28 protein-coding genes and 2 tRNA genes are annotated in these 26,092 nt (G+C 57.5%); 11 read left to right on the top strand and 19 right to left on the bottom strand.

Annotation, left to right across the window (positions count from 1 at the left end; genetic code table 11):
- Positions 1–79: 79 nt before the first annotated feature.
- Both ACR0AC_RS03390 and ACR0AC_RS03395 read left to right on the top strand, forming a co-directional pair.
- On the top strand, positions 80–1,219 hold the full coding sequence (locus tag ACR0AC_RS03390) for a hypothetical protein (RefSeq protein WP_480871933.1): 1,140 nt from the start codon (positions 80–82) through the stop codon (positions 1,217–1,219).
- Positions 1,220–1,850: 631 nt separating this feature from the next.
- On the top strand, positions 1,851–2,057 hold the full coding sequence (locus tag ACR0AC_RS03395; RefSeq protein WP_170452383.1) for a type 2 periplasmic-binding domain-containing protein: 207 nt from the start codon (positions 1,851–1,853) through the stop codon (positions 2,055–2,057).
- A 135-nt stretch (positions 2,058–2,192) separates the two neighbouring features.
- Here the strand turns inward: ACR0AC_RS03395 and ACR0AC_RS03400 are convergent, their stop codons facing one another.
- The gene (locus tag ACR0AC_RS03400) at positions 2,193–3,542 is read right to left on the bottom strand and encodes a tetratricopeptide repeat protein (protein ID WP_480871935.1); all 1,350 of its coding nucleotides are present in this window, start codon (positions 3,540–3,542) and stop codon (positions 2,193–2,195) included.
- Positions 3,543–4,033: 491 nt separating this feature from the next.
- On the opposite strand from ACR0AC_RS03400, the gene ACR0AC_RS03405 reads away from it, so the two are divergent.
- The 3 genes from ACR0AC_RS03405 (at position 4,034) to ACR0AC_RS03415 (ending at position 7,803) form a co-directional block, all read left to right on the top strand.
- On the top strand, positions 4,034–5,239 hold the full coding sequence (locus ACR0AC_RS03405) for a DUF3179 domain-containing (seleno)protein (RefSeq protein WP_480871937.1): 1,206 nt from the start codon (positions 4,034–4,036) through the stop codon (positions 5,237–5,239).
- A gap of 11 nt (positions 5,240–5,250) precedes the next feature.
- Positions 5,251–6,915, top strand: a complete 1,665-nt coding sequence (locus ACR0AC_RS03410; protein ID WP_480871939.1) for a sulfatase-like hydrolase/transferase — start codon at positions 5,251–5,253, stop codon at positions 6,913–6,915.
- A 69-nt stretch (positions 6,916–6,984) separates the two neighbouring features.
- Positions 6,985–7,803: a hypothetical protein gene (locus ACR0AC_RS03415; RefSeq protein WP_170623001.1), complete on the top strand. Its 819-nt coding sequence runs from the start codon at positions 6,985–6,987 to the stop codon at positions 7,801–7,803.
- A gap of 61 nt (positions 7,804–7,864) precedes the next feature.
- Here the strand turns inward: ACR0AC_RS03415 and ACR0AC_RS03420 are convergent, their stop codons facing one another.
- The 17 genes from ACR0AC_RS03420 to ACR0AC_RS03500 form a co-directional block, all read right to left on the bottom strand.
- Positions 7,865–8,929, bottom strand: coding sequence for a hypothetical protein (locus ACR0AC_RS03420; protein WP_170622999.1), 1,065 nt, complete (start codon positions 8,927–8,929; stop codon positions 7,865–7,867).
- A 372-nt stretch (positions 8,930–9,301) separates the two neighbouring features.
- Positions 9,302–9,376, bottom strand: a tRNA-Phe gene (locus tag ACR0AC_RS03425).
- A gap of 79 nt (positions 9,377–9,455) precedes the next feature.
- Positions 9,456–9,638 (bottom strand): DNA gyrase inhibitor YacG, encoded by a 183-nt coding sequence (locus ACR0AC_RS03430; protein WP_170452396.1) that lies wholly within the window; start codon positions 9,636–9,638, stop codon positions 9,456–9,458.
- Positions 9,635–10,657, bottom strand: a complete 1,023-nt coding sequence (locus tag ACR0AC_RS03435; protein ID WP_480871942.1) for a ribonuclease E/G — start codon at positions 10,655–10,657, stop codon at positions 9,635–9,637. The genes ACR0AC_RS03430 and ACR0AC_RS03435 overlap by 4 nt, the downstream gene beginning before the upstream one ends.
- A complete protein-coding gene (locus ACR0AC_RS03440) occupies positions 10,654–11,232 on the bottom strand; it encodes a Maf family protein (protein WP_480780247.1) in 579 nt (192 codons plus the stop codon). Before ACR0AC_RS03440 ends, ACR0AC_RS03435 begins: the two co-directional genes overlap by 4 nt.
- An 11-nt stretch (positions 11,233–11,243) precedes the next feature.
- A complete protein-coding gene (infA, locus tag ACR0AC_RS03445; RefSeq protein ID WP_005978431.1) occupies positions 11,244–11,462 on the bottom strand; it encodes a translation initiation factor IF-1 in 219 nt (72 codons plus the stop codon).
- A gap of 90 nt (positions 11,463–11,552) precedes the next feature.
- Complete coding sequence (locus ACR0AC_RS03450) at positions 11,553–12,428, bottom strand: carbon-nitrogen hydrolase family protein (protein ID WP_480780246.1); 876 nt, start codon at positions 12,426–12,428, stop codon at positions 11,553–11,555.
- Positions 12,429–12,554: 126 nt separating this feature from the next.
- Positions 12,555–12,818 carry a hypothetical protein gene (locus tag ACR0AC_RS03455; RefSeq protein ID WP_170452405.1) on the bottom strand — a complete coding sequence of 88 codons (264 nt, stop codon included), beginning with the start codon at positions 12,816–12,818 and terminating at the stop codon, positions 12,555–12,557.
- Positions 12,819–12,985: 167 nt separating this feature from the next.
- The gene (locus ACR0AC_RS03460; RefSeq protein WP_480871945.1) at positions 12,986–13,579 is read right to left on the bottom strand and encodes a GNAT family N-acetyltransferase; all 594 of its coding nucleotides are present in this window, start codon (positions 13,577–13,579) and stop codon (positions 12,986–12,988) included.
- Positions 13,572–13,970, bottom strand: coding sequence for a ketosteroid isomerase-related protein (locus ACR0AC_RS03465; RefSeq protein WP_170452409.1), 399 nt, complete (start codon positions 13,968–13,970; stop codon positions 13,572–13,574). Before ACR0AC_RS03465 ends, ACR0AC_RS03460 begins: the two co-directional genes overlap by 8 nt.
- A 3-nt stretch (positions 13,971–13,973) precedes the next feature.
- Positions 13,974–14,426 (bottom strand): arsenate-mycothiol transferase ArsC, encoded by a 453-nt coding sequence (locus ACR0AC_RS03470; RefSeq protein WP_170452411.1) that lies wholly within the window; start codon positions 14,424–14,426, stop codon positions 13,974–13,976.
- Between the two features lie 3 nt (positions 14,427–14,429).
- Positions 14,430–14,909 carry a UPF0262 family protein gene (locus tag ACR0AC_RS03475; RefSeq protein ID WP_170452413.1) on the bottom strand — a complete coding sequence of 160 codons (480 nt, stop codon included), beginning with the start codon at positions 14,907–14,909 and terminating at the stop codon, positions 14,430–14,432.
- A gap of 99 nt (positions 14,910–15,008) precedes the next feature.
- Positions 15,009–16,310, bottom strand: coding sequence for a histidinol dehydrogenase (gene hisD, locus ACR0AC_RS03480; protein ID WP_480871946.1), 1,302 nt, complete (start codon positions 16,308–16,310; stop codon positions 15,009–15,011).
- A 53-nt stretch (positions 16,311–16,363) separates the two neighbouring features.
- Entirely contained in the window at positions 16,364–16,840 is a 477-nt protein-coding gene (locus tag ACR0AC_RS03485) for a GNAT family N-acetyltransferase (protein ID WP_480871948.1), read from the bottom strand.
- A 40-nt stretch (positions 16,841–16,880) separates the two neighbouring features.
- The gene (locus tag ACR0AC_RS03490; protein WP_170452417.1) at positions 16,881–17,357 is read right to left on the bottom strand and encodes a DUF2948 family protein; all 477 of its coding nucleotides are present in this window, start codon (positions 17,355–17,357) and stop codon (positions 16,881–16,883) included.
- Positions 17,354–18,622, bottom strand: coding sequence for a UDP-N-acetylglucosamine 1-carboxyvinyltransferase (gene murA, locus ACR0AC_RS03495; RefSeq protein WP_480871950.1), 1,269 nt, complete (start codon positions 18,620–18,622; stop codon positions 17,354–17,356). The genes ACR0AC_RS03490 and murA overlap by 4 nt, the downstream gene beginning before the upstream one ends.
- Before the next feature lie 6 nt (positions 18,623–18,628).
- Positions 18,629–18,784, bottom strand: coding sequence for a hypothetical protein (locus ACR0AC_RS03500; protein ID WP_480871952.1), 156 nt, complete (start codon positions 18,782–18,784; stop codon positions 18,629–18,631).
- Positions 18,785–18,867: 83 nt separating this feature from the next.
- On the opposite strand from ACR0AC_RS03500, the gene ACR0AC_RS03505 reads away from it, so the two are divergent.
- A tRNA-Thr gene (locus ACR0AC_RS03505) sits at positions 18,868–18,942 on the top strand.
- Positions 18,943–19,207: 265 nt separating this feature from the next.
- Positions 19,208–20,215: an endonuclease/exonuclease/phosphatase family protein gene (locus ACR0AC_RS03510; RefSeq protein ID WP_480871954.1), complete on the top strand. Its 1,008-nt coding sequence runs from the start codon at positions 19,208–19,210 to the stop codon at positions 20,213–20,215.
- A 293-nt stretch (positions 20,216–20,508) separates the two neighbouring features.
- Here the strand turns inward: ACR0AC_RS03510 and ACR0AC_RS03515 are convergent, their stop codons facing one another.
- Positions 20,509–21,459 carry a GlxA family transcriptional regulator gene (locus ACR0AC_RS03515; protein WP_170452443.1) on the bottom strand — a complete coding sequence of 317 codons (951 nt, stop codon included), beginning with the start codon at positions 21,457–21,459 and terminating at the stop codon, positions 20,509–20,511.
- Positions 21,460–21,615: 156 nt separating this feature from the next.
- On the opposite strand from ACR0AC_RS03515, the gene ACR0AC_RS03520 reads away from it, so the two are divergent.
- Genes ACR0AC_RS03520 through ACR0AC_RS03535 form a run of 4 tightly spaced genes read left to right on the top strand, consistent with a single transcriptional unit; the run spans position 21,616 to position 26,085 of the window.
- Positions 21,616–22,323, top strand: coding sequence for a GntR family transcriptional regulator (locus ACR0AC_RS03520; protein WP_480626305.1), 708 nt, complete (start codon positions 21,616–21,618; stop codon positions 22,321–22,323).
- A 7-nt stretch (positions 22,324–22,330) separates the two neighbouring features.
- On the top strand, positions 22,331–23,248 hold the full coding sequence (locus tag ACR0AC_RS03525) for a dihydrodipicolinate synthase family protein (RefSeq protein ID WP_170622983.1): 918 nt from the start codon (positions 22,331–22,333) through the stop codon (positions 23,246–23,248).
- Positions 23,249–23,251: 3 nt separating this feature from the next.
- Positions 23,252–24,748: an aldehyde dehydrogenase gene (locus ACR0AC_RS03530; RefSeq protein ID WP_480871956.1), complete on the top strand. Its 1,497-nt coding sequence runs from the start codon at positions 23,252–23,254 to the stop codon at positions 24,746–24,748.
- Positions 24,745–26,085 carry an NAD(P)/FAD-dependent oxidoreductase gene (locus ACR0AC_RS03535; protein WP_480871958.1) on the top strand — a complete coding sequence of 447 codons (1,341 nt, stop codon included), beginning with the start codon at positions 24,745–24,747 and terminating at the stop codon, positions 26,083–26,085. Before ACR0AC_RS03530 ends, ACR0AC_RS03535 begins: the two co-directional genes overlap by 4 nt.
- Positions 26,086–26,092 lie beyond the last annotated feature (7 nt).

The raw sequence follows: 26,092 nt of genomic DNA on the forward strand, positions 1-26,092 counted from the left end.
GACAAATCAGGGGGCGAAAATGGCGGGAGCGAGAAGGCTGACAAGGGCAGAACTCCTAGAAATTGTGTGGAGTCGACCTTTGAAAGCTATGCCCGAAGTCGTTGGAGTGTCTTCAACTTCAGTCAGGAATGCTTGCAGGAAGTTCGATATCCCCATTCCCGACAGAGGGCACTGGAACAAAGTCAAAGCCGGAAAATCCGTCAAACGTGTTTCACTGCCCGAACGCGCCCCAGGAATGTCTGACGAAGTGATAATTGGCGGATCAGGCTATGATCGGTACTACGGTTCTAAAGTCGACCTGGAGGCTCCGCTTCCTATACCACCGTCCTTCAACACCCCAATTGAAGACGTCCGGGCTAGGATAGCTAAGAAAATTGGGCGAGTCGCAGTACCGCACGGCAAACACGCATGGCACCATGTTTTGCAACGTCTGTTTTCCGCAGACGATAAAAGACGGGCAAAAATTGCCGAAAGCAAGTGGGCTTACTCCTGGGACAAACCGCTTTTCGACAACCCCTTAGAGCAACGCAGGCTAAGGATCTTGAATGCACTTTTCCTGGGCGTCGCAAAATGCGGCGGCAAACCGAGCATTCAGGGAAAAGAGGCCATCGAAATCTCGATTTCCATTCATCAACAGCATGTACCGTTTAAGCTTCTCGCGACGGCGGATTTGAGGCGGAGCAACTACCATCGGAACCCCGACGACCACAGGCCAGGTAAAGAACCACTAACTCTGATCGTTCCAAACCACTTTCGTGGGCAAGATGTCCGGTTATCTTGGGCGGATAAGCCGGACGCCAAACTTGAAACGCGTCTTACCGAGATTGCAATCGAGCTGGTAGTATTGGCCGAGACCTTTCACCGGGAGCATGCCGAGCGCCAGCATGAGTGGTTGATTGAACGTAAACAAGACCATGAGCGAAGAAAGAAAGAAGCCGAAGCGGCAAGGCTTGAAGCGCTCCGTGTCAGGGACGAAAAATTCGAGAAAGCGAAACGCAGCATGCTACTTGGCCATGCCTGCGACCTCGAAGATGCGAGGATATTGCGCCAGTTGGTCCAGGACGTACTGAAGTTAAGGGGCCACGAAACTAATGATCACACAACTGCTTGGGCAGAATTCGTAAGCGAAGAGGCCGATCGGATTGATCCAATTTCGAACGCTAGGTACCTTGAAATCATGGAGCTAAAGCCTGAGGATTTCACTGAAGACAGCGGCTGAATATGCCCTCTGGGAATCGGGACGATCCCCGGATCATTCTTCTTCCTACTCCCGTCCTCCACCAGTTGAAATTGAGGTGAAATCTGATCTGTGTTCCCTGATGTATCTCTGGGGTTCACTGATGCTTCGTCTGGTTTCCCTGTTGTCCCATCTAGGGAATTCACCCACAAGGCACTGACCTGCTTATATATTTTGAATCCTCAGACATAAAATAGCGCCAAAACGGTGCGTATTCCCTGTAAATTTCCCTGTTTTCAGGGAAATCGGAGTGAGACTGGCTAGCTGGAAACTGTCCGCACAGCCATGATTTTCCGAAAGTACAGCAAAAAAACGGGAAATCCTCCCGTTCCACCTGATGTGTATCCAAGTCTCCCGACAATGGGACGAAAGATCGGTTGCACACTTCCTGTCCCAAAATCGAATATCGTAGCCCACGGTGCAGGCGCGTCGGGTCTTTTCTCTAGCCTCGCGGTCGCTCCTTCTAGTTCATGAAGCGCCTTGTCTATTTGCGTTGATCTGTTGAACGCCTACGGCAGGAAACTGGAACTGAGATCATCGGAACGCTTAGGCGAACTGGCTTGCGGAACAACGATCTGTATTCGAGGAGGTGCGCATTTTTCGGGCGGACGGTATGGTGTATCTTCGCGCGATCCAAAAAGGCTTGGGCATCGGGATCGGCTGGCGTCCGATACTCAATGAGTTTCTTGCGAATGAAACACTGGCTCTTGCCTGCAGCTACGAACACCCAACATCGCGTGGTTATTTTTGCTCGATCACGCCGGAAGGTTCAAGAAAGCCCGGCACCGCGCGGTTCCTGGATTGGATAGGCACAACATAACCTGAACCATGTGACGGCCGAGCGAGCCGCTTCCGATTGGATTTTTTGCTTATTCCATTCTGGCAAAGCAGATTTTGGCAAAATACGAGCGCCTTGCTTCCGGAGTTTGAATTCCAGACTCGCATGTTTACCGGATCATTGATCAACAGGTGACGGCGCGATTTCGTCCAATGCGGACAGAATATCCTCGGCATGGGCCGGATCAGCAAACAAAGTCCGAAACAAAGCCGCAAGGGGGTAGTCAGGCCAGGCTTCCTGCAAAAGCAGGATTGTTGCACCGGCTTGTTCGTGTTCTCCCAACCTTTGATACCCGGCGGCCAGATACCCAATCGAAATTGCGCTTACCGGGTCGCCCAGTCTTATCGCTTCGTTGAACTGGTTCACTGAATACTGAAAATCCCCCAAATGGAAACTGGCAGAGGCCAGGACGCTTCGATATGGGAACCTTCGATTGTTCGGGTCGCTTTCTTGCGCGCGCTTGGCAGAGGCAATTGCGCGTTCGAACGCGCCGCCAAACAACGCAAACAAAGCGTCAAAATTTGTGACATGGATGTCGTCCGGCGCGAGGCTGATCGCCCGCGCGGATTGGTTGAGTGCCGCATCAAAATCGCGATTGGCGAATGAGACCAAAGCAAGCGCAGAGTGGCTCCACCCCTCATCAGGGGCCAGTTCCACAGCCTTGATCGCGCGCACCCTTGCGAGGTTCAGCAGGTCGCGTTTTTCCTCACCGGGCGGAGCGGTGATTGCCAGAATTCCCATGGCTTGGGCCGAGCCTGCGAAACCGCCGAAATATGTCTCATCCAAAGCGATAGCCCGGTCAAACATACCACGTACTGCGTGCAGCCGTTCACGATCAAGAACCGGAAACATCAACGGGCGCGCCTCGGCGGCCAGGTTAACCGCCTGCAACTTTGTGGGGTTGGTGGAAAACAACGCTTCTCTGACCGCTTGCTGTTTCAAGGTATCATCGGACTGAACAGAGGTGAATTGCGGCATGTCTGCAGCCTTGGAGAAAAAGACGACTGCCCCAACCCCCAGCGCCGCCAGAACGACCATTCCGGGCAGCAGGTATCTCGGCAACGGCCGCTTCCGTTTCTTTCCTCGCCCAGGCTCCAGCAACTCGAACCGGGGCACATACCCACCGGGATCGACATGAATACGTAGGCGCTGTTCTTTCCCGGAGTTCGAGTAGTAACTGGCCAGCCGTCGGCGCATTCGGCCCGCGTCGACACGTACGACCGCCATCGGGTCGCCACCTGCCTCCAGCGATCTGCCATAGACGTCCTCGGCAATTGATTTGGCGCGAATGTCCTCGGCTTGCCCCGTCAATAGCTTTTCGACGACGTAGCTTAGAAAAGACTGCAAACGCTCTGCCCCGTCAAATTCGGGGCTTTCCAGAATCGATGCCAAAGCCTGCCGGATTTCTACATCCGAAAGAGTCGACCCAACCGGATCAGGACCCGGATCTGTCTGCAATTTCGTCAACGACATCGCCTTGGAAGCCTTCAGGTAACCTATAAGCCCCTGAAAAATAACATGTTACGTCGTAACATACGTTAAGATACCTGAATATGTAAATGAATTTCAGCGATATTGGATGGGAAAGGAGGGGGAGCGCGCCTCGTCGCTGGGGCAGAACTTGGGAACATGCGATTTGAGGATCACTATGGACACACTGTCGATGTTGTTTCCGGACCGGGCGAATGAAATCGGACGCCTTCGAAGCGCGGACACTGTGTTCGCCCAAATCTGCGTTGATTATGAAAGCCTGGCTGCCCTGTTACCCTGCGATGCCAGTGATCCGACCTACTCTGATTTAATCGATAGCCTTCGGGGGCTTGAGGACGAAATTCACCTTTACCTCGCGTCCAGATCAAAACCTCCCGAAGGCTAACCAGAACACGGCAAAGGCGATCCAAATGCTGGCAAATCTCTTATTCTACGCGGGTCTCATCGTATCGTTGACGATAGGGTTCATGTATTTCCGCGACCTCGGCGACATCAGCCAGATGGTGTTGAAGGTGAAGCGGAACAACATGATCCGATTTATCCGCAACGAAAACGCCTATCTGGCCGCCGGTATCGGAGCATTGATCCTTATGCTTATTGGCCATTTAATGGGCGGTGGCCCCGGATGGTTGTTTTTCCTGGGCATGCCGGCCGTGACCGTGCTGATCATCTTCCTGTTCGTCTTCCCCTGGGTTTGGGTCCACATCGGCCTGCGCAATCAGCAAAACAGCGCGCAGTATTTCCCGATCTCAGAAGCGCGCGATTACATCAATCCATCGGCAAGCGTTCTGGTGATCGAGAACAATGGCCACGCACGCGCGCATTCCGACGCGCAGTTGATGCGCCCGCATCTGGCCGGGAATGCGAAAGGGCTGGGTGGAGACGACATCGTGATGACCTATTGCGCGATGGCCAATCTGGGTCTGGCCTACAAGCCCTTAGTCGATGGCAAAAGACTGGACCTGGAAGTGCTGGCCCAGCACGGCAACAACCTGATCCTGCGCGACAACACCAGTGGCGAACCGATCCAACAGATCTATGGCCATTTCGACAGCGATGCCTCAGGGCAGTCCGCGATGCAGCCCTGGCCAACCTTCCGGATGAGCTTTCGTGGATTTCAGAAAGCCTACCCGGACGGAGAGGTTTTTCTGAACAAACCGTCATCGAACCCATTTCTAAGGCTGTTCGATATGTTCACCGAAACCGTGTTCTCGTCGGGCATCGCAAAACAGCATCAGGAATCCGCGCCGGTCATGGACAACATGAGCCACAGCGACGACCGCCTTCCAAACAAGACATACGTCTGGGGCGTGACGGTTGGTGACGATGCCGTGTGCTGGACCGATGATTTCATTGCCGAACATCACGGGCTGATCAACGCCACGGTGGGCGGTCGCGAGGTCGTCGTGTCCTATGACCCGACCTATGAAAGCGTTGGCGTCTGGTACAATGACAGCGGCACGCCAGTGACAGAGATCGATTTCTTCGGAAATGCAAATTGCGGCAGGCTGAACCGGGTCGAAACCCTGCGATCCGGGATGTTCTGGCACGTCTGGGTCGAGTTCTTCCCCGGCACCGACATCAACCGCACAACCGCAGGGCACACCGAGCCCACTCGCCCGCAGTCCGCTGTCGACTCCGCAACCGAACAAACACCTGAGCAGAACCAATGAGGAGCACCGAAATGAAAAAACGGATTGGCCTTTCGGCACTCATCTGTCTCGCTGCAAACGTCGCAACAGCGCAGAACGCACCCATTGTCCACGACGCCGAATACTATATCCTCGAAGCGCAAAACGCGGAACAATGGGCGGCGGATAATGCCGAGGTCGATCAACTGCTAGAGGACTTCCGGGCCACAAACGAAGGCAAGCCGCCGAATATCCTCAACATATTGATTGACGATATTGGTTTCGGCGATCTGGGCATTCCCGAACTCAATGCTGTGCGCGGGTATTCCACCCCGAACATCAACGATTTTTCGGATCAGGCGATGCGTATGGTGCGCATGTATACCGAGCCTTCGTGCACACCCACCCGTGTTGCGATGATGACCGGACGGCTGCCGGTGCGGATGGGGATGGGCGACACCACCGTCGACATCGCAGGGTTCGGCCTGCCCGCTGACGAGGTCACACTGGCCGAGATCCTGTCAGGTGCAGGGTATGCGACAGCGCATGTCGGCAAATGGCATATGGGCGATATCCCCGAAGCCTGGCCGCATAATCAGGGGTTTGACTGGGCCGGTTTCCCGGTGCACCAGCAGGGGCAGCTTACGATCTTCAATGATGACGCAATCCGGGAACAGGTCTCTGTCGGGATATCGGATTTCGATGATCGCTTTGTTCTGGACAACTTCTTTCGCCCCGACCCGGCGGCCATGGTGACTGGGCTAGAGGCCGAAAAAGGAGGAACCGCGCGCGAAGTTCATATGACCGCGGGCGAACGCTGGACAGCAGAAAAATACGACGACATGAACCAGCGTTATCAGGATCAGACCCTGGAACAACTGCGCAAGCTTGCGGGCGGTGATCAGCCCTTTTTCCTGCAATACTGGCCTCTGATCCCGCTCGATAATACACGCGCAGGCCGAAGCGGGCCGCAATCGCCAAATGGCGGGCTTTATGTCGACAAGATGCAACTGCTTGATGAGTGGCTGGGCGACATCTTTGCCGAATTAGAGGCACTTGGCATCGCTCAAAACACCATCGTCGTCGTCATGGGCGACAACGGTCACTTCACCAAATACGCTCCTCAGTCCGGGTTCACGCCGATGGTTTTCTCGGGCGGCAAAGGCGATGTGTCCGAAGGCGGTATCCGGGTCGACAGCTTCATCCGCTGGCCCGGCATGATCGAGGCAGACGGGATTGTTGGGGATATCGTCCATGTCTCTGATCTGTATACAACACTGGCTCGGTTTGCGGGGGCGGATGCAGGTATCCCCAGGGACCGGTTGGTAGATGGCGTCGATCAATCTGCGCTGTTGCTTTTGGGGGAAACAAAAGGCCGGCGGGATCACCTGATCGTCTATTCGGTCAAAACGCCCAAGGCGATCATCAAGGATCAGTTAAAGCTGCGTATTCCGGGATCCGGTGAAAGCGCAATCCTTGCTGACTTCTTCGATGTTTACCGGGACACGCATGAAAAATACCCGGTCTCTACCGAGGTTGGCGCCTGGGGCGGGCAGGAGTTTGTACGCATTCTCGGACGGCATCTGAAACGCAAGGAAATGTACCCCGACACCGAACCCGCACGCGGCGTTCCATATGAAGGCATCGACAACCTGCGTCCCGAAACCCAGGCCGCTGTTGAGGCCTTTCTGCTCAAACAATCCTCGGTCAGCAAGTGACCAGAGGCACTGTATTCGTGACGAACGGACTGTCCGCCTGGCCGCGGAGTAGATTAAGGAGATTGAGACATGACCATCAGATCAGCCGCCTGCACCGCAAGCACAATTGCTCTGCCCTGTCTGCTTGCTTTTGGCGCATCTGCACAATCTCTGCCCGCGCCCGGCCAGAATGACAAAGGGTGGCGACATACCCTGGGCTTCTATCTGTTTACGCCACTCAGGACCTCTGGAACGTCAACGGTTGCTGGTGTTTCCGCCGATATTGACCTTGATCTCGGCGATGTGCTGAGCGTTCTGGATTTCGCGGCCGCCGGGCGGTACGAGGCGTGGAACGGCGATCTGGGGATTATAGTCGACGCCAATTATGTGGGCATCGAAGAGGATGCAACACTTCCCGGCCCACGCGCGACAGCCGTGAACGTGGATGTCCGGCAGAAGTGGTTCGCGATCCTCGGCGCATATCGCATAGCGGACGGAACCTATGGAGCGAACAACCAACGCTACACCGTCGATCTGCAAGGCGGCCTCCGCTATAACTCGATCCGGCAAGAGATCGATTTCACCACAACCGGGCCAGCAAACCCACCCACCCTTGGCGGAGACCAGGACTGGATCGAACCAGTCATAGGGGCCCGCGGCATGTGGCGCCTCAACGAGCGCTGGACGACCATCGCCTCACTAGATCTTGGCGGCTTCGGGGCCGGAGGCAACGACCTTCAGGTCGGGGCCAATATCGGATTTGACTATCAGCCTTGGGAGAATACGGCGATTACGTTTGGCTATCGTTTTTTCAGTGTCGATTACAGCGATACACTCGACACTGGCGACTTTGCCTATGACGTCACACAGCACGGGCCCTATTTCGGGGTTAAGATTTTTCTGAACTAGGCTCTGGACCCAGTGCTTTCAGAGTTTCGGCATGTTTCCCGGTCAAATGTCGAGTGAGGTGTTACCCCGCTCTCATCATATTTCGACAGTGCCGATAGAACTGCATTAGCTCCCAATCCTGCACTGGTGCGCAATATTCTTCTCGAGGTGTTTCCGCTGCTTTCGACAGAAGAAAATCCTCATCGATTTTCAAGGTATCTCGGGCCCATTCGATGTCGTCTGATGCCGCTTCTCTGCATCTGTCTAGTGTCTTACGTTGAAGGGAAAACTTTCTCCCTCCAAACTCACTACAGTAGCTTTGCACGAGCGGTCGATACTTGCTGTAATTGCGACCAGCCCTTTGCCGACAAAGCGGGATTACCCTAGACGCAACTTTAGCTTCAAACAGACTAATAGACGTGTTTCTATTAATTACAGGGATTTCGGCTCCAATAATATCACATTTGCTTAGAAAGTCAGCAACAATGCATCCGCTTTTCAACGCTGACTTGTCAAAAGCACTTATGTGAACGTTTTTTTCGCCAAATAGATCAATGAATTTTTCAAAATTCTCCCGGTACTTTGGGTAGATTTCGATTTCAGAAACCTCATCGATTGTCTGCACCCCTTGTTTAATAATTTGCTGGGAAAAACTATTTGCCCAACTTTCTACACTGCGAGCGTACCCGATTACGCGCACCCTTGATACTCCGAGTTCGCTAAAAAATAGTTTGGCGGCTGCCAACTCCTCATAAGAAAGAGCGCAAAAATCCTCAGCAGAAAGAATAAGCGGGACCATTTGCTCACGCGCCGTGTTCAATTCGTTTTTGATGTGTTCTTTCGCACTCTGCGCCTTCATGAACCGATAGGGGATACCAGAACCAAATTTCAAACTTTTATGGTATGGAACACATGCCGGGTCGGCAAAGGCAGAAGCGACCAAAAAAGAGTGGTTTGGCCGAGAAAATTCGCAATATCGAACGCCACTTAACAGCTTCGCTCGCTCAGCCCCCTGCAGGGAGTTTTGAATAGTAGAAGAGGCCGTTTTGTGCTGCCCTATGTGGAGAATGACTTCAGGCTGGTGGTTGAGCCATCGGAAGAGTCTCCGAAACCTGCTCCCATGCTTCGTTAAGTTGGCAGAAGTCATATTCCCTTATTCTCCGAGTGTTCTGTCGGTTGGTCACACAGTTGCTTTACGCCGTTGCGGAATCAAGCTGGTTTTGTCGAGGAGAGCTGTTTGCTATCGCATAGAAGCCTGAAGCCGGGCGCGACACCTGCGTTTATTCTTCCGTTGGTTTTCTTTTTGTGCTTGGCGCCGCGCACCATCTTCTGATCTGGTCTGCTTGCGAACAACTAAATTTGATCGTTCATAGATGGTTGGGACCATTTCAAAACCGCCGCCCGAAGGGAGAAACCCACAGGTGAGCAGGAGAAGGATTTAGACCGGCCCTGGAGGAAGCACGGTGGTTAAAAAACTTTAAGCAAGACTGAATAAAGATAGCATCCTACCGCTTTGAAATGGTGCCCGGGGGCGGAATCGAACCACCGACACGAGGATTTTCAATCCACTGCTCTACCCCTGAGCTACCCGGGCACGGGAACGGTGTTTGCCGTTGGGTGGAGGCGTTCTATGACTTGCGTTCAGCAGTGTCCAGAGGCTTTTTTACATTTTTTCAATGTGGCCGCTGAAGGGCTTCGGGCGCGTCGGAAATGTCGGCCTCGATGTCCTCTTCGCGTTGCGATGGAACCGCGTATGAGCCGTTGAGCCATTTGGCCAGATCAATATCCGCGCAACGCTTCGAGCAGAAAGGGCGGAAGCGGTTCACTGTCTCTTCACCACAGATCGGGCAGCTCATTTCCACACCTCTTTCAAAGGGATACGACCCCTTTTGCGCTGCAGTTCGAAGTGGCCCAGAGGGGTCCAGCCTGCCAGCGTTGTTTCGACGGGGTCGTGCCGGAAGGCGGTGCGCAGGGCTTGTTCGAAGCCGCGGCGGTCCTTCTTGGGCATCGGGGCCAGATCCAGCGTGATCTGTCCGCCTAGGCCCCGCACACGCAAGGCGCGGGCCAATTGTTTCGCACAGGCGAAGTTGGCCTTGGTTCCGGCCGCCAAGGACGTGTCCGAGCCGGTGTTTACGTCCACTGCCACCAGTGCCCGCGTGGGTTCGATGTACAGGAGCCCTCCTCCGGTCAAAGGCTCTTTGATACTGCGCGCGGTTTCGAGCGCGTCCAGCACGCCGTGGGTTTCAAACCCGCCGGTCTGGGTGACAACTTCTGCCGGATCGGTCCAGTCGCGCCATGCAAGCAGATGTGGACCATCCCCTTCGCACAGGGTTTCCGGCTCTGTTCCGGGATCGTTCACCACCTGTTCGGCCTGTGCGAGCATGGCACTGATGTCTTCTGCAATCTCGTCAGCATCGGCCCCGGCGCAACAGGAACGCAGGATCAGCCCGTAGGGACTGTCGCCCATCATCTCATGCGCAATTTCAAGCAGCCGGTCCCGCTCATCCTCGTCCCTGATACTGCGCGAGATGTTCAGGCCGGGCGCATCGGGTGTGACAATGGCGTAGCGGCTTTTGAACAGAACGCGATCCGTGACCGGCAGCGCCTTGCCGTTTTCTGTGTAGCCCGTGACCTGAACCAGCACCAAGGCACCCGGGGCCAGACCCTTCACCTGCCGCAGAAACGCAGGGCCGTCCGGCGTGGTCAGGAACATCCCCCCCTGCCCCTTGACCGGGCGATCCGCGCGGGCGCGGTAGATCGTACCGGGGGTTGGCGCGTCGCCTGCGATCAGAAAGTCGTCCAGCTTGCCGTCCACCATCAAGGCCGCAGCTTCGTGGCCTTCTATATGGTCCAGAACAATGGTGCGGCCCTTCATGGCGTTCCTCGATGTAATGGGTAACCGATCGCTTGCAACAGCCCCGACGTTTCGGCCAAAGGCAGACCAACGATGCCGGTGAATGAACCGGAAATCCAGGGGATGAAAGCACTTGCCGGACCTTGGATAGCATAGGCTCCAGCCTTGCCTTGCCAGTCCCCTGTTTCAAGGTAGGCGTTGACCTCAGTATCGGACAGACGCTTTACCCGAACTTGCGAAACCACGTCCTTTTGCAGAACACGGTCACCACGGCGTACGGCAACCGAGGTGATGACGCGGTGACGCCGACCGGACAGGGCAAAAAGAAATGCCGCCGCCTCACCTGCATCTTCAGGCTTTCCCAGAATGCGGCGGCCCAAAGCAACCGTGGTATCCGCGCACAGAACGATATCCTCGGCATCGGCCTGCACGGCCTGCACTTTTTCGCGTGCGATGCGGCTGCAATAGGGAACCGGCAGTTCCCCTTTCAGCGGCGTTTCGTCGATATTCGGGGGTCTGACAGCATCGGGCTGCACGCCAAGCTGGGCCAGCAGGTCCAGCCGCCTTGGGCTGCCCGATCCTAAGATAAACGCCATTGCGGCAGGCGTTACTTGAAGCGGTAGTTGATCCGACCCTTGGTCAGATCATAGGGGGTCATCTCGACCTGAACCTTGTCGCCGGCCAGAACACGGATGCGGTTCTTGCGCATCTTGCCTGCCGTATGTGCGATGATCTCATGGCCGTTTTCCAGCTCGACCCGAAACGTCGCATTAGGCAGGAGTTCCTTCACGACACCGGGAAATTCGAGCGTATCTTCCTTGGCCATGTTGTCTCCATCGTTACGTTGCACCCGCAGAATCTGCGAGGATGTGCGCTTAAATGAGCCTATTTCGGCCTTATTTCAAGGCCAGAATCATCAAAGCTGAGAGATTGTGGCCGATTCGACTCGGGGGATTTGTTCGTCCCAATGGGTTCGGTTCAGAACATGACCATCGGCGCGGACAGTGGCAATCGCGGTCAGATCAATGTCGGCATAGGTCCAGCCGGGCTGGTTCAGGGCACCTTCGGCCAGCACGCCGGTTTGCGGAAAGCCCTTGTCGGGCGGGCCAAAGATGCCCCCGGTGCCGGTGTTCATATCAACCGCCTCGGACCAGTCATTGCTGCCGACCAGCGAGGACATCACCGTCACACACTGGTTTTCCAACGCCCGCGACATTGCACCAATCCGAACCCGCCAATAGCCCGAAAGCGCCTCGGTACAGGACGGCACGAGGATGATATCCGCATCGCTCAGCGCCCGGCCCAGCAGGGGAAATTCACTGTCATAACAGATCAGAATGCCGATCTTGCCCAGCGCCGTATCGAACAGTTTGAGCGGACCGCCAGGGGCGATGTCCCAATCTTCACGCTCGAACCGGGTCATGATTTGCTTGTCCTGATGATCCTGCCGACCGTCCGGCGCATATAGCTCGGCGCGATTCACAGGACGGCCCGGCCCGGTAATCACCGGTGCCGAGGCCCCCAGAATGTACGCACTGTGCTCAGCTGCAAGGCGCTGTTGCAGGGCCTGCGCATCCCCCATCCGATCGGACACCGCCCGGATCGAGCGTTCCAGATCGCCTGCCACCTCGGGCCCGTCCAGTGTCGACAACTCCATCGCACCATATTCGGGGAAGACCAGCAGCTCGGCCCCCTGCCCTACGGCGTCCGAGACCCAGCGGTCCAGCTTGTCCTCATACTGCGCCCAACTGTCGAGCCAGTCGAGATTGTAGGCGGCGGTGGCGACTTTCATTTCAGCGATCCCAGCGTATCGGTCCGCGGGCGAGACTAATCGTCTATGTCCGAGTTTGTATAGTGAGCATGGGCGCGGAAACGCAAAAACCGTCGATTTGCCATTCAACTTTTGGCCGGTGTCAGGTCAATCGGTCCGTTGGCCGCCCGAAGCCAGGCCCCAACTCTCTTCGTACTGCCCCAAAATCCGCGACATATTCAGCAAGGAATCAAACAGTCTGGCGTACACGTCCCGTGACATCATCGGCTTACTGTCATCCAGCACATTCACAAGGTCCACGATGGTTGAGGCGAAACGTTCATAGACCACAGCATCTGCCGCTGTTGGGTCCAATGTCCAAATATCGTGCTCGTCATAATAGCGGGCTGGCTTGGGTTCGTTCTCAATCATTCTGTGACCTCGTTAATTCAAGGCCAACTTGAGGGGAAAACCCGCGCCGACAAGTCTGCTGGCAAGAAGTCACAAGATGTTGGCGGGAAAAAAGGTCCAAGCAACAGCCACTTGGACGATCCGGTCGGCTCCGATTGTCCTAAGGTGTCCCACCTATCAAGAAATGCCTAAAGATTTCTGATCCAGAACTGCAACGGCTTCAGCGTCTCACCGTCTTCCCCGATATCCTTCCACGAAAAATGCGCAATCACACCCGGCAGGGGCTCATAGCCACGGGCGCGCCAGAAATCGTCCAGCGGGCGGTAGTTCTCGGGTCTCAACGGGTGATCCGTCGGGCGCTGCACGCCGCAAAAGGCGCATTTGGTGAAGCCCAAGGCGCGCGCATGAGCTTCGCGCAAGTCAAAGAACTTATGCCCGACGCCCTGCCCGCGATAGTCAGGCAACAGGACGGATTCCGCACAATAGAAGATCTGCGACAGGTCCAGTCCCGTTCCATCGAACGCCGCCGCGAAATCGTCAGCGTGATCCATCAACGGTGCGCCTGTTGACGCACCAACCAGACGATTCCCATCAAACGCGCCAACAACAATGGCCTTGTCACTGTCGCGGTAGGATTGCAGATACGTCCGCTCGTACTCCAAATCGCCGTCGTACAAATACGGCCAGGCCCGAAACACCTCGATCCGCAGGCGCGCCACGTCGTCCAGAGCAGCCTCAAGCGCCGCTCCGGTCAGGGCGCGGACCGCGGTGACCTCAGCCATTCGAGACCTGCTTGGTCCAATCCGCAAGGTTGTAGAAAGTGGTGACGCGAGTGATTTTGCCGTCTTTCAGATCGAAGAACGACCCGGCCGGCAAGCGATAGGTCTGACCATGGGCATCCGGCAACCCTTCGTCGGTTTCCAGATAGGTGCCGTTGACGATGAACTCGGCTGCCGCACGGGTGCCGCCTTCGGCCTCGAACACTACGATGTCGGTCAGGTTCTCGCTATAGCAGCGGTTCATATGGGCGCAGAAAGCCGCGAATTTCTCTTTGCCGACGCGAATCTGGCCTTCGTTCACGTGATGGGCCACGTCATCGGACAAACAGGCCAGCATGCCGTCTAGATCCCCGGCGTTGAAGGCATCGAAATAGGTTTGAACGGTCTGTTTCATGGGTCACTCCGTTGGTTCGCCCCAGCGGTCTTTCAGATGCTTGATGATCTGATCGCGGGTCTGTCGGTAGTGGTGTAGCTTTGTTTCGCGCGTCTCACCCATCCCGGTAGGGTCCATTATTGGCCAATAATCGACATCCAGATGAAAAATCCGGGTCAGTTCCAGCGCTTTGCGCTGACTGGCGGGGGACAGGGCGACGATCAGGTCGAAGGAACTAAGGTCATCGCCCCATTCCTCCATCTCGTCGAATGAGCGTGAACGATGGCGGGACAACTCAACATCGATCTCGTGGCAGACCGAAATGCAAAACCCGTCAATCTCAAGATCATTATGCACGCCGGCAGACTGCACATAGGTGCCGGTGCCGTAGAACTTTTTCATGATGCCCTCGGCCATCGGAGACCGAACCGAGTTGTGGTCGCAACAGAACAGGATCGACTGCGGCAGAGGCGTCACCCGTTAGCCTCCGAAATGCAGCACGCAGATCAGCGTGAACAGGCGTCGGGCGGTGTCGGTATCCACATCGGCCTTGCCCTCAAGCCGCTCCTGCAACACCCGGCTGCCTTCGTTGTGGATGCCGCGCCGGGCCATGTCGATGGTCTCGATCTGGCTGGGCGGCAGGGTTTTGACCGCGTTGAAATAGCTTTCGCAAATCTGGAAATAGTCTTTGACCACCTGACGGAACGGGCCAAGCGACAGGTGGAACTCAGCCGCTTTTTCCGCAGCTTCGGTGGCAATGTCGAAAACCAGCCGCTTGTCGCGGATCGACAGTTGCAGATGATACGGCCCGTCCGGCACCTGACGCCCGTCCCGCGCTGGCAGGGCAAAGCTGTTGTCTTCCAACAGATCATAGATGGCGACCTTACGCTCCTGCTCGATCTCGGGGGTCGGCGGGGGCAGGTTACGGTCGTCCAGTTCGATATGCGAAATGCGGGTCATCTTAACGGTCACAATCCTTCACGTCTGCTCAGACCTATAACAACGCATTTCATTGGGCAACGCACAGAAGCGCCATATTCCACAGGTCTTTGCGTCACATCAGCCGTTCAGCCGTTTCAGACGCGCCGTCACCGACAATCCATGCGCCTCAAGGCTTTCGGATTGCGCCAGTTGTTCGGCTGCCGGGCCGATGGCACGCAACGCTTCGGGGGTCATCTGGCTCAGCGTCGTGCGTTTGAGGAAATCCATAACGCTCAGGCCGGACGAAAACCGCGCAGACCGTGCCGTGGGCAGCACGTGGTTGGGGCCGCCCACATAATCGCCAATGGCTTCAGGCGTGTATTGACCCAGGAAGATCGCGCCCGCGTGGATGGTCTTTTCACTCAGCGCCACCGGGTCTGCAACGCAAAGCTCAAGATGTTCAGGGGCAATACGGTTGGACAGCGCAGCGGCTTCCTCAAGATCACGCACGGTGATGATCGCACCAAAATCGCGCCAGCTTGCCCCGGCAATCTCGCGCCGCTGCAGGGTTTCCAGCCGCTTTTCAACCGCCCGCGCCACGGCCTGCCCGAATGCCGCATCATCCGTGATCAAGATCGACTGCGCGCTTTCGTCATGTTCGGCCTGGCTGAGCAGGTCCAGCGCGATCCAGTCCGGTTCATTGTCCTTGTCGGCAATGACCAGAATCTCGGACGGGCCCGCGATCATGTCGATGCCCACTTTGCCAAAGACCCGCCGCTTGGCAGCCGCGACAAAGGCGTTGCCCGGACCTGTGATCTTGTCGACCGGCGCGATGGTCTGCGTGCCATAGGCCAGCGCGGCAACAGCCTGCGCGCCGCCGATGCGATAGATTTCGTCCACGCCTGCCAGTTGCGCCGCCAGCAGAACCAAGGGATTCACCTGACCGCCCGGCGTCGGCACCACGATGGCCAGCCGCTCCACGCCCGCCACCTTTGCCGGTATGGCGTTCATCAACACGGATGAGGGGTAAGAGGCCAACCCGCCCGGCACATAAAGCCCCGCCGCCGAAACCGCCGACCAGCGCCAGCCCAGCGTTGCCCCCGCAGCATCCGTCCATTGCTGATCCTGAGGCATCTGTTTTTGGTGATAGTCGCGGATACGCGCAGCCGCCAGTTCCAATGCGGCACGGTCGACCTCTGATACCTGCGCAACCGCTTCCGTCACCTCTTCGGCCGAAAACGCCAGCGTTTCCGGCGTCAGTTCCAGCCGGTCGAATTTGGCGGTCAGCTCGATCACTGCTGCATCGCCGCGTGCCCGGACATCCTCGATGATCCCGGCTACAACTGCATCCACATCCGGGCTGTCCTCGCGCTTGGCGGACAGCAGGGTTTGAAAAGCGGCTTCAAACTCGGGCGATGTGGTATCAAGGAATACGGGCATGATCGGGCACTCCGGAGCGTTTCACGGGGACATATCGCCGGGACCCGCAGGTCTCAACCCTTCTTGGCGGGGTGCAGCGATTTGCGCATGGGGAACTGGGTCATCCCGCGCCAGTCTTCCGGCTCGCCCGCCTGCACCCACCCGTATCTCAGGTAGAAGGCGCGCGCGGTATGCGTGGCATCCAAGGACGCTTGTTCACATCCCTGATCTGCAAGTTCCTGCTCCAGCCGCGCCAAAAGCGCCCGACCGATCCCACGACGGACATAAGACGGATCGACGTATAGCAGAGAGATCTTGGACCCCAGCCCCACGCCGCCGACGGCTGCAATCTGCCCGGCCAGTTCCGCGACCCAGACCTCGGACCCGGATTGAATCCATCCACGAATGGTCTGCGGATCCTTGTTGGCCGTCCACAGGGACAGAAGATGCGGGTCTTTCCCATGATCCGCAGCACAAAGATGGGTGATCGACCGGATCAACACCTGGCTCATCTGGAACACGTCGAACACGGTCGCGCGGCGCAGCACCATCCCCTCGACAGGGTTGGTGAACGCCTGCGATATGCCGCGTTTATTCCGGATGGTTCGGGGCCTGACCGGACGGGGCCTGATAGGGCCGCGTCACGTCCTTGAGCGTTGCTTCAATGGCCTCAACCGTCAGTCGGATCGCTCCATCTCCGGCGAGCGTCAGCATGATCTGGCCCGCGCCATCTTCACCGGGTTCAAAATCGACCGACAGCAGGGACATGACCATATCCGTGTCGCTGCGATCGACACCCTGACTGGCCACCGACAGCACGGAATCGAAAACCAACACCGATTGCACCCGCTCGAACGGGCGATCACGGCGCGTGGCTGCGTCCTTGTCCTCCCAGCGGAAACGGTTGAGCAACAGGCCAAACCGGCGCTGCGAGGGATGCCATGTCATCTCTGTCACCGGAAACACGGCGTCCTGCGCGAGGGTTGAGATTACCTGCAGGTCATCCGCATCCTCGGCCCCCAGATTCAGCGGGGCCTCGCGCCCGTCTTCAAAGCTTGCGTCTGTCATTGGCCCTTGATCCGTTCGATTTTGGCACCCACACCTTCCAGCTTGCGCACCACATGTTCATACCCCCGATCCAGATGATAGACCCGGCTGACCGTAGTCTCACCTTCCGCCGCCAGCCCCGCAAGGATCAGCGAGACCGAGGCGCGCAGGTCGGTCGCCATAACCGGCGCACCTTTCAGACGTTCGACACCCGTCACCGTGGCGGTGCCGCCATGTACCTCGATATTCGCGCCCATGCGCACAAGTTCGGGCGCATGCATAAAGCGGTTCTCGAAGATACGCTCTTCAAGCACCGAAGTCCCCTCGGCCGTGCACATCAGCGCCATCATCTGCGCCTGCAGATCGGTCGGGAAACCGGGGAAGGGCTCGGTCACCACGTCCACAGCGCGCACCGGTCCATTTTTGCGGGTCACTTTCAGGCCTTTCTCGGTCTCTGTCACGCTGACGCCCGCTGCATCCAGCTTGGCCGCAAACGAGTCGACCAGAGACATCCGACCGCCCAGCAACTCTACCTCACCGCCGCAAATGGCCGGGGCCAGCATATAGGTGCCCAGCTCGATCCGGTCGGTCACAACCTGATGCGTTGCACCGTGCAGCCGCTCGACCCCCTGAATTTCGACGGTCGAAGTGCCCTCACCGGAAATCTGCGCCCCCATCTTGCGCAAGCAATCGACCAGATCGACAATCTCGGGCTCGCGCGCAGCGTTTTTCAGCACCGTAGTGCCCTTGGCCAGCGTGGCGGCCATGACGATGTTCTCGGTGGCCCCGACCGAGGCAAAGCGCATCTCGTGCACCGCACCTTTCAACCCGCCCGGTGCCTTGGCGTGCAAATAGCCGTCTTTCAGCTCAATCTCGGCGCCCAGTGCCTCAAGCCCTTCTACATGCAGGTCCATCGGCCGCGCGCCAATCGCACACCCGCCCGGCAGCGACACGACTGCTTGCCCGAACCGCGCCAGCAACGGTCCCAGCACCAGATTCGAGGCGCGCATCTTGCGCACGATGTCATAATCAGCGGTCTGGCTGGTCAGGTTGTGGCTGGACATCGCGATCACCTGCCCGTCCTGCAAAGACGACACCTCGGCCCCAAGCGATTGTAGCAAGGCGGTCATGGTCTTGATGTCACTCAGCCGCGGCGCATTGGTCAGCGTCAGCGGTTCTTCGCTCAACAGCGTTGCAGGCATCAGCGTCAGACACGCGTTCTTGGCCCCCGCAATCGGTATCTGACCGTTTAGCGGCCCGTTGCCCGTCACCAGAATCGAATCCATCTGCTCTTATCCCTCGTCCTTACCGGCATTGTCGTCGGATGCCGCCCGCGCCTTGGCCTGCGCCTTGCGCCGCGCCATGTTCGCCTTAAGCGCAGCCTTCAAACGCTCTTCCCGCGCATCCCCGGATTTGCCGTGTTTTTTAGGTGTATCTTTGTCTGCCATGGTCTTTCTCTACAGGAGGCGAAAAAAACCGTCCAGACACCCTTGCGCCCCGTTTCGTTTGAGTCTAATCACCCGCCCACAGCGCTGCTGTAGCTCAGAGGTAGAGCACTCCCTTGGTAAGGGAGAGGTCGAGAGTTCAATTCTCTCCAGCAGCACCATCCCGCTTTCAGTGTTGTGCAATCCTAGCGAGGCCATGATTTCGCTGGCGGCAATGGTCGCTTCGGGCAATCCTTGGGCAAACCTACCGAATATGACCCTTGAACCGGGCGATAAACTTGTCCTCAGGGAGCAGTTTTTGCACGAATGGCAATCATGTGGCTGTATCAGAATATCCGCCATCTGTTCAGCCGTTTGTCTCAAAACGGTATCATTTCTACCCCAATATGTTAGCGTTTTTGTATTCATTTCATTGAGGACCACGCCATGCGTTTTGCGACTTTCAACATTGAGAACCTCGACGACGGCACATCAGAAACCAGCACAGCCGCCTTTGATGATCGCGTCAAAATCCTGCAGCCGATGCTGGAAAGACTGCGGGCGGATGTCATCTGTTTTCAAGAGGTTCACGGACAGGATATGGACAGCGGCCCGCGGCAGCTTCGGGCGCTTGGCACGTTGCTGACGGGCACCAGGTACGAGCAATTTTCGCTCTCTTCTACCACTCTGAAAAACAAACCCGATGTCGAAAGATACCGCAATCTGGTTGTTGCGTCCTCGCCCGACATGACCGTTGAAGAGGTTCGGGAGGTTCAGAACACGCTGGTGAATCCGCCGTCCTATTCGCGGGTTACGGCAACCGGCAATCCGGGTCCTGTGGACGTCAAATGGGAACGTCCGTCCCTTTATGTGCGGTTGAGGAAAGGTCAGGAGGATCCGATCCACATTCTGAACGTCCACTTCAAGTCGAAAATCCCCACTCCGATTCCGGGACAGGGGCCAACAAATTACAAATGGGCCAGCGCGGCGGGCTGGGCCGAAGGGTACTTCATTTCATCCATGAAACGGGTCGGTGCAGCGCTGGAGGCGCGTTTGTTTGTCGATGGTATCTTCGAGAACGAGCCGAACGCCAAAATCCTGATCTGCGGCGATTTCAACGCCGAGCCCAACGACGTGCCGATCATGGCCATTCGCGGTACGACCGAGGACACTGGAAACCCCGCGTTGAATGACCGGGTCATGCACCCTGTCGCGCTATCCGTCGCACAAAGCCGCCGCTTTACCCTGTATCACCACGGAAAACCCAACCTGCTGGACCATATGCTTGTGTCGCGCCGCATGATGGCAAGTTTTGTGAATGCCGAGATTCATAACGAACTTATCCATGACGAAAGCATCGCCTTCGCAACCGACAGCAAATTCCCAGAATCCGATCACGCACCTATGGTCGCCGAGTTTGACGAAAGCTCTTTCGGGATGTGGGCGGGCGGTTGATTTGGGGACAATTTCGGCGAACTTAGCCGCGATCATCAGCGCCCGATTTCGCGTTTCATACCCAGCATCTGACCTCTTCAAAGTTCAAATGTTAATCATTGTGGCAGAAACTAACGCACAAGTGACATGATCTCGCAATAGTTATGCCAATATCGATATATATCGACACCTAAGCCCGCCGAACGGTTGACTAGTCAGATTTTTAACGAGGGGGTATCTCGGCGGGTTCAGGGGGTGAGCACGCGATTGTCCAATTTTCGGATGATTGCTGTGCTCCCCCCGCCTTGCCGTTCTCAGTCGATCTTGTTTCTTTGCGAATGCGGCGTCACACCAAAGCTTGACCGGTACACGCGTGAGAAATGGCCGGGATTTTCAAAGCCGCAGGCAATGGCGACCTCGGTGATTGAGGCTTCGGTTTGCAACAACAGCTTCTGTGCCCGCTCCAAACGCATCTCCATCAGGTATTTCTTGGGCGAGGTGTTGAGGTATTTGCCGAACAAACGCTCTAACTGGCGCGTCGAAATACCCAAGGTCTCGGCAATGTCGGATGGCGAGACCGGCGTTTCGATACTGCCCTGCATGATCTGGATTGCCTTGGCCAGATGTGCATTGCGCATCCCGTTGCGCGACTGAAGCGAGACGCGCTGTTTTGCGGTGGCGTTTCGGACGGCGTTATAGACCATCTGATCGGCCACCTCGATGGCCAGTTCCTCTCCGTGGTCGCGTTCGATCAGGTGCAGCATCAGGTCCGCCGTCGCCGTGCCGCCCGAGGCGGTGATGTGCTTTTCGTCAGCCACAAATACGCTGCGCACCAGGTTCACTTCGGGAAACGCCTCCATGAACGCGTCGTGATATTCCCAGTGAATTGCGGCCTGCATCCCGTCCAGAAAACCGGCCTCGGCCAGCAGCCACGCCCCGGAACACAACGCCCCAATTGGCGTCCCCCGCGCCCGTTCGCGCCTAAGAGTGGACAGCAACGGTCGCGTGACGTGATTGCGCATGTGAATGCCCGACAACACGAATAATTGGTCCGTTTTGGTCAGGTCATCCAAACCGCCATGCACCAAAGTCACCAGCTCGTTCGAGCACACCGCACGTTCGCCATCTTCGGACAGCAGGGTCCACTCATATAGCTTTTCATCGCTGACCAGATTGGCAATCCGCAACGGCTCGACCGCGCAGGAAAAGGCGAGGTGCGAAAACTCCTCGACCAGGATGAAGGTGATGTGCCGCGTTTGGCGCATGGTGTTTCCAGTTCAATTGGGCAGTTCGCGCCCGAGTCTTTCAGGAAGTGTCATGCTGCACGATTTTTTTCTGTATACAAGTTGTATTTTTTTCGAATACAGGTGGTGCACAGCGGCCGGATTTGTGATTCGTCCGCGCCAAGCCAGAGGGCCCTGATGAAAGACGATGCCAAGTCCCGCAAAACCGAACTGACCGAGCATCTGAAGGTCGCGATTCTGACGCTGCGCCTGCAACCCGGCACCGATCTGGATGAGGCGCATCTGTCCGATGCATTTGGCCTGTCCCGGACGCCGCTGCGCGAAGTGTTCAGGCAGTTGGCAGGCGAGGGCTATCTGGATCTGCGCGCCAATCGCAGTGCGCGGGTGTCCGAGATGTCTTACACCACATTGCGCGACTTCTTTCTGGCAGCCCCAATGATCTACGGCGCAATCCTGCGGCTAGCGGCGCAAAACGCCACGCACGCGCAGATGGACGCTTTGAAAGACGCCCAACACGCCTTTAAGGCAGCATTGCGGTCGGGGTCTGCCGAGGATCGCGCGCTGGCCAACAACCGCTTTCATGACGTGACCGGAGAGATGTCAGGCAATGTCTACTTGCTGCCGTCGTTTAACCGGTTGCTGATCGATCACGCCCGGATCGGGATGACCTTTTACCGGCCTCAGACGGCCAAAATGTCCGAAAACCTGTCAGAAGCCAGCCGTCAGCACGACGCCATCATCGCCGCCATCGAGGCGGGCGATGAGGCGGCTGCTGCGCAGCTGGCTGAGGATCACTGGAACCTGTCACGCGATCAGATCGAGCTGTTCGTTATGCCCGACGCGCTGGATGTCCCGATGGGCGTCCCACTTTCGAAACCTGCATGAGGACGGAATGAACCCGATTTTCAGATTTGAGGGAATCTATACCCCGGTGGTCACGCCCTATCACGACGATGGACGCGTGAATTGGGACGCTCTGGCGCAGGTGATCGAATACCTGATTGAGAATGGCGTGCACGGCCTGATCTCGGGCGGGTCGACCGGTGAGAACTATGCGCAGACTGTCGAGGAACGGCTGGAACTGGCGCGGTTCACGCATGAGCAGTTGAAGGGCCGTCTGCCGTTGGTCGTAGGAACCGGGGCAATGCTGACACCGGATTCGATTGCCCTGGCCTCGGGCGCGCGTGAGATCGGTGCCGATGCCATCCTGCTGGCCAGCCCGCCCTATTCAGTGCCAACCGATCGCGAAAACGCACTGAACGCGCTGGCCATCGACAAAGCCGCTGACTTGCCTGTCATGCTGTATAACTACCCACACCGCACCGGCACGATGATGGGTGAGGAATTCCTCGACCGCGTGGGTCGCAGTCGCAACTTCTGCGGCATCAAGGAAAGCTCGGGGGATATCAACCGGGTGCATCTGCTGGCGCGCGACTATCCGCATATCCAGCTGGGCTGCGGCATGGACGATCAGGCGCTGGAGTTCTTTGCCTGGGGCGCACCGTTCTGGGTCTGCGGCGGGTCGAACTTCCTGCCTGCAGAGCATGTGGCCCTGTATCAGGCCTGCGTGATCGAGGGCAATTTCGCCAAGGGTCGCCGGATCATGTCCGCCATGATGCCGCTGATGCGGGTGCTGGAACAGGGCGGCAAATTCATCCAGACCATCAAACACGGTGTGACCATGAACGGGATCGACGCGGGCGCGATGCGGCCTCCGTTGAAAGGTCTGAACAAGGACGACAAGCGCGCGCTAGAACAGGTGACGCGCGTATTGAAAAAGACAATCGCAGATATCGTGGCGGAGGGCTAAGGCATGGGATTGCTTACTAAGGACGAATACAAATCCATCGCTGCCAATCTGGAACTGCCGACCGGAGCCTTCATTGATGGCGCATTCCGCCCGGCGATCTCGGGTGAGACATTCGGGACGGTGAACCCCGCCACCGGCGAAAAACTGGCCGAAATCGCCGCCTGCGGTGCGGCGGATGTGGATTTTGCTGTCGAAAAGGCGCGTGAGGCATTTGACGATGGCCGCTGGTCGAAACTGCATCCATCCGAGCGCAAGGACGTGCTGATCCGGCTGTGCAAGCTGATGACACGCAACGCGCGCGAACTGGCGGTGATGGAGAGCATCGACAGCGGCAAGACCATCTATGACTGCGAAACCGTGGACGTGCCCGAGACGATTCACTGCCTGAAATGGCACGCCGAGGCGATTGACAAGATTTACGATCAGGTCTCACCCGCCAGCGACGATCACATCGCCATGGTGGTGCGCGAACCCATCGGCGTTGTCGGGCTGGTGCTACCGTGGAACTTCCCCCTGCTGATGCTGGCGTGGAAGATCGGGCCTGCTCTGGCAGCAGGCTGTTCGGTCGTTGTCAAACCGGCAGCGGAAACCACGCTGACTGCTTTGCGTCTGGCCGAACTGGCGATGGAGGCCGGTCTGCCGCGCGGCGTGCTGAATATCGTGCCCGGTGGCGGGGCCGACGTCGGAGAACCGATTGGGCGGCATCCGGATATCGACATGGTGTCCTTCACCGGATCGACCGTCACCGGAAAGCGGTTCCTGACCTACTCTGCTGAAAGCAACGCCAAAGAGGTGGTGCTTGAGATGGGCGGAAAGAACCCCGCCATCGTGATGGAGGACGCCGAAAACCTGGATCGTGTGGCCGCGCATGTGGTGAACGGCGCGTTCTGGAATATGGGCGAGAACTGCTCGGCCTCGTCCCGCCTGATCGTGCATAAGGGCGTGAAAGAGGAACTGCTGGAGCGCATCGCGCATCACGCCAAACAGTGGAATATCGGCGACCCGCTTGACCCGGAAACCCGTATGGGCGCGCTGGTCAGCGAAGGGCACTACAACAAAGTGTGCGGCTGTCTGGATCAGGCCGAAAACGTGGTCATTGGAGGAAAAGCTGAGAGGGGCTTTGTCGAAGCCACTGTGGTCGAAGTGCCCGGCAATGACGCCACTCTGGCGCGCGAGGAAATCTTCGGCCCCGTTCTGTCGGTGATCGAAGTGTCGGGCTTTGATGAGGCCATCAAGCTTGCCAACGACACCGACTATGGCCTCTGCGCCTCGATCTTCACCGCCAACGCAAAGCGCGCCATTCGCGGCGCGCGGGCGATCCGGGCGGGTACCGTCACAGTCAACAGTTTTGGTGAGGGCGACATCACCACCCCGTTTGGCGGCTACAAGCAATCGGGTTTTGGTGGTCGCGACAACTCGGTCCATGCCCATGACCAGTACACTCAGTTGAAAACCATCTGGATCGATCTGGCCGATGACGCGGACGAGGCCGTGGATTGACACGGTTCAAGGCCAAAAGACTGCCCCGGCAGACCGGCCCGGCGGGATGGAATGCCATCCTGCCATCCCAGACGCCCCTGCCGGTGCTGGAACAGGACCAAAACGCCGACATCACCATTGTCGGTGGCGGTTTTGCCGGGCTCAGCACGGCGCGACGGCTGCACCAACTGGATCCGTCCCTGAAAATCGTTCTGCTGGAGGCGGCCCAATTCGCTGACAGCTCGGCAGGGCGGAACTCGGGGTTCATGATCGACCTGCCGCATGATCTGGCCTCGGACAATTACGCGGGCGAAGAGTTAGAGGCGGATCGCGCCGCCATCGCGCTGAACCGCAAGGCCATCGGTTTTGCGACCGAAGTGGCCGATGAGTGCGACCTGCCGCAGGAGATGTTCGACCCGTGCGGCAAGTACAACGCCGCCGCCACCAAGGCGGGTGACGCGCATAATCACGAATTTGCCGAGCATCTGACCAAACTGGGCGAGCCGCATACGCTTTATGATCAACAGCAGATGCAAGAGATTACGGGCAGCCCGCATTATACCTCGGGTCTTTATGCACCGGGAACGGTGATGATCCAGCCAGCAGCCTATATCCGGGCGCTGTCGGCCCGACTGGCGGAACAGATAGACGTGATCGAGAACTCTCCGGTCACCGGTTTTGAAAAGCAAGGTGCAGGTTGGGTGGTCAACACCCCCAAGGCCAGGGTCAGCACCGGGCGGATCATTCTGGCCAATAACGGCCATCTTGAAAGCTTTGGGTTCTACCAGCGGCAGTTGATGCATATCTGCCTCTACGCCTCGATCACGGCCCCGCTGACCGAGGCGCAGATCAATACGCTAGGCGGGCAGTCGCGCTGGTCGGCAACGCCGGCCGATCCGATGGGCACCTCGGTCCGGCGCGTGTCGGGCAGCTATGGGGATCGCATCCTGATCCGCACCTGTTCCAGCTTTCACCCGAGCATCGAAACCAGCCCGATGCGGTTGCGCAACGCGGGCTGGGTGCATGACCGGAAGTTCACGGAACGCTTCCCGCATTTGCCTGATGTGAGGATGGAGCATCGCTGGGCCGGAATGCTCTGCCTCAGCCGCAATGGATCAGCCGCCTTTGGACAACTGGAGGACGGCATCTTTTCTGCCTGCTGCCAGAACGGCCTCGGCATCGCCCGCGGGACATTGCAAGGAATGGGCATTGCCGAGCTTGTGCTGCAGGGCGGTTCAGAAATCGCGGATCACTTTCTGGCGCAGCCGGACCTGCCGCGCCTGCCGCCCGAGCCCTTCGCCTCGCTCGGGGCAAACAGCTATCTGATCTGGAAGGAATGGCGCTCGGGCAAGGAATAGCGCCGAA

This window comes from Ruegeria sp. H7 (assembly GCF_056532945.1).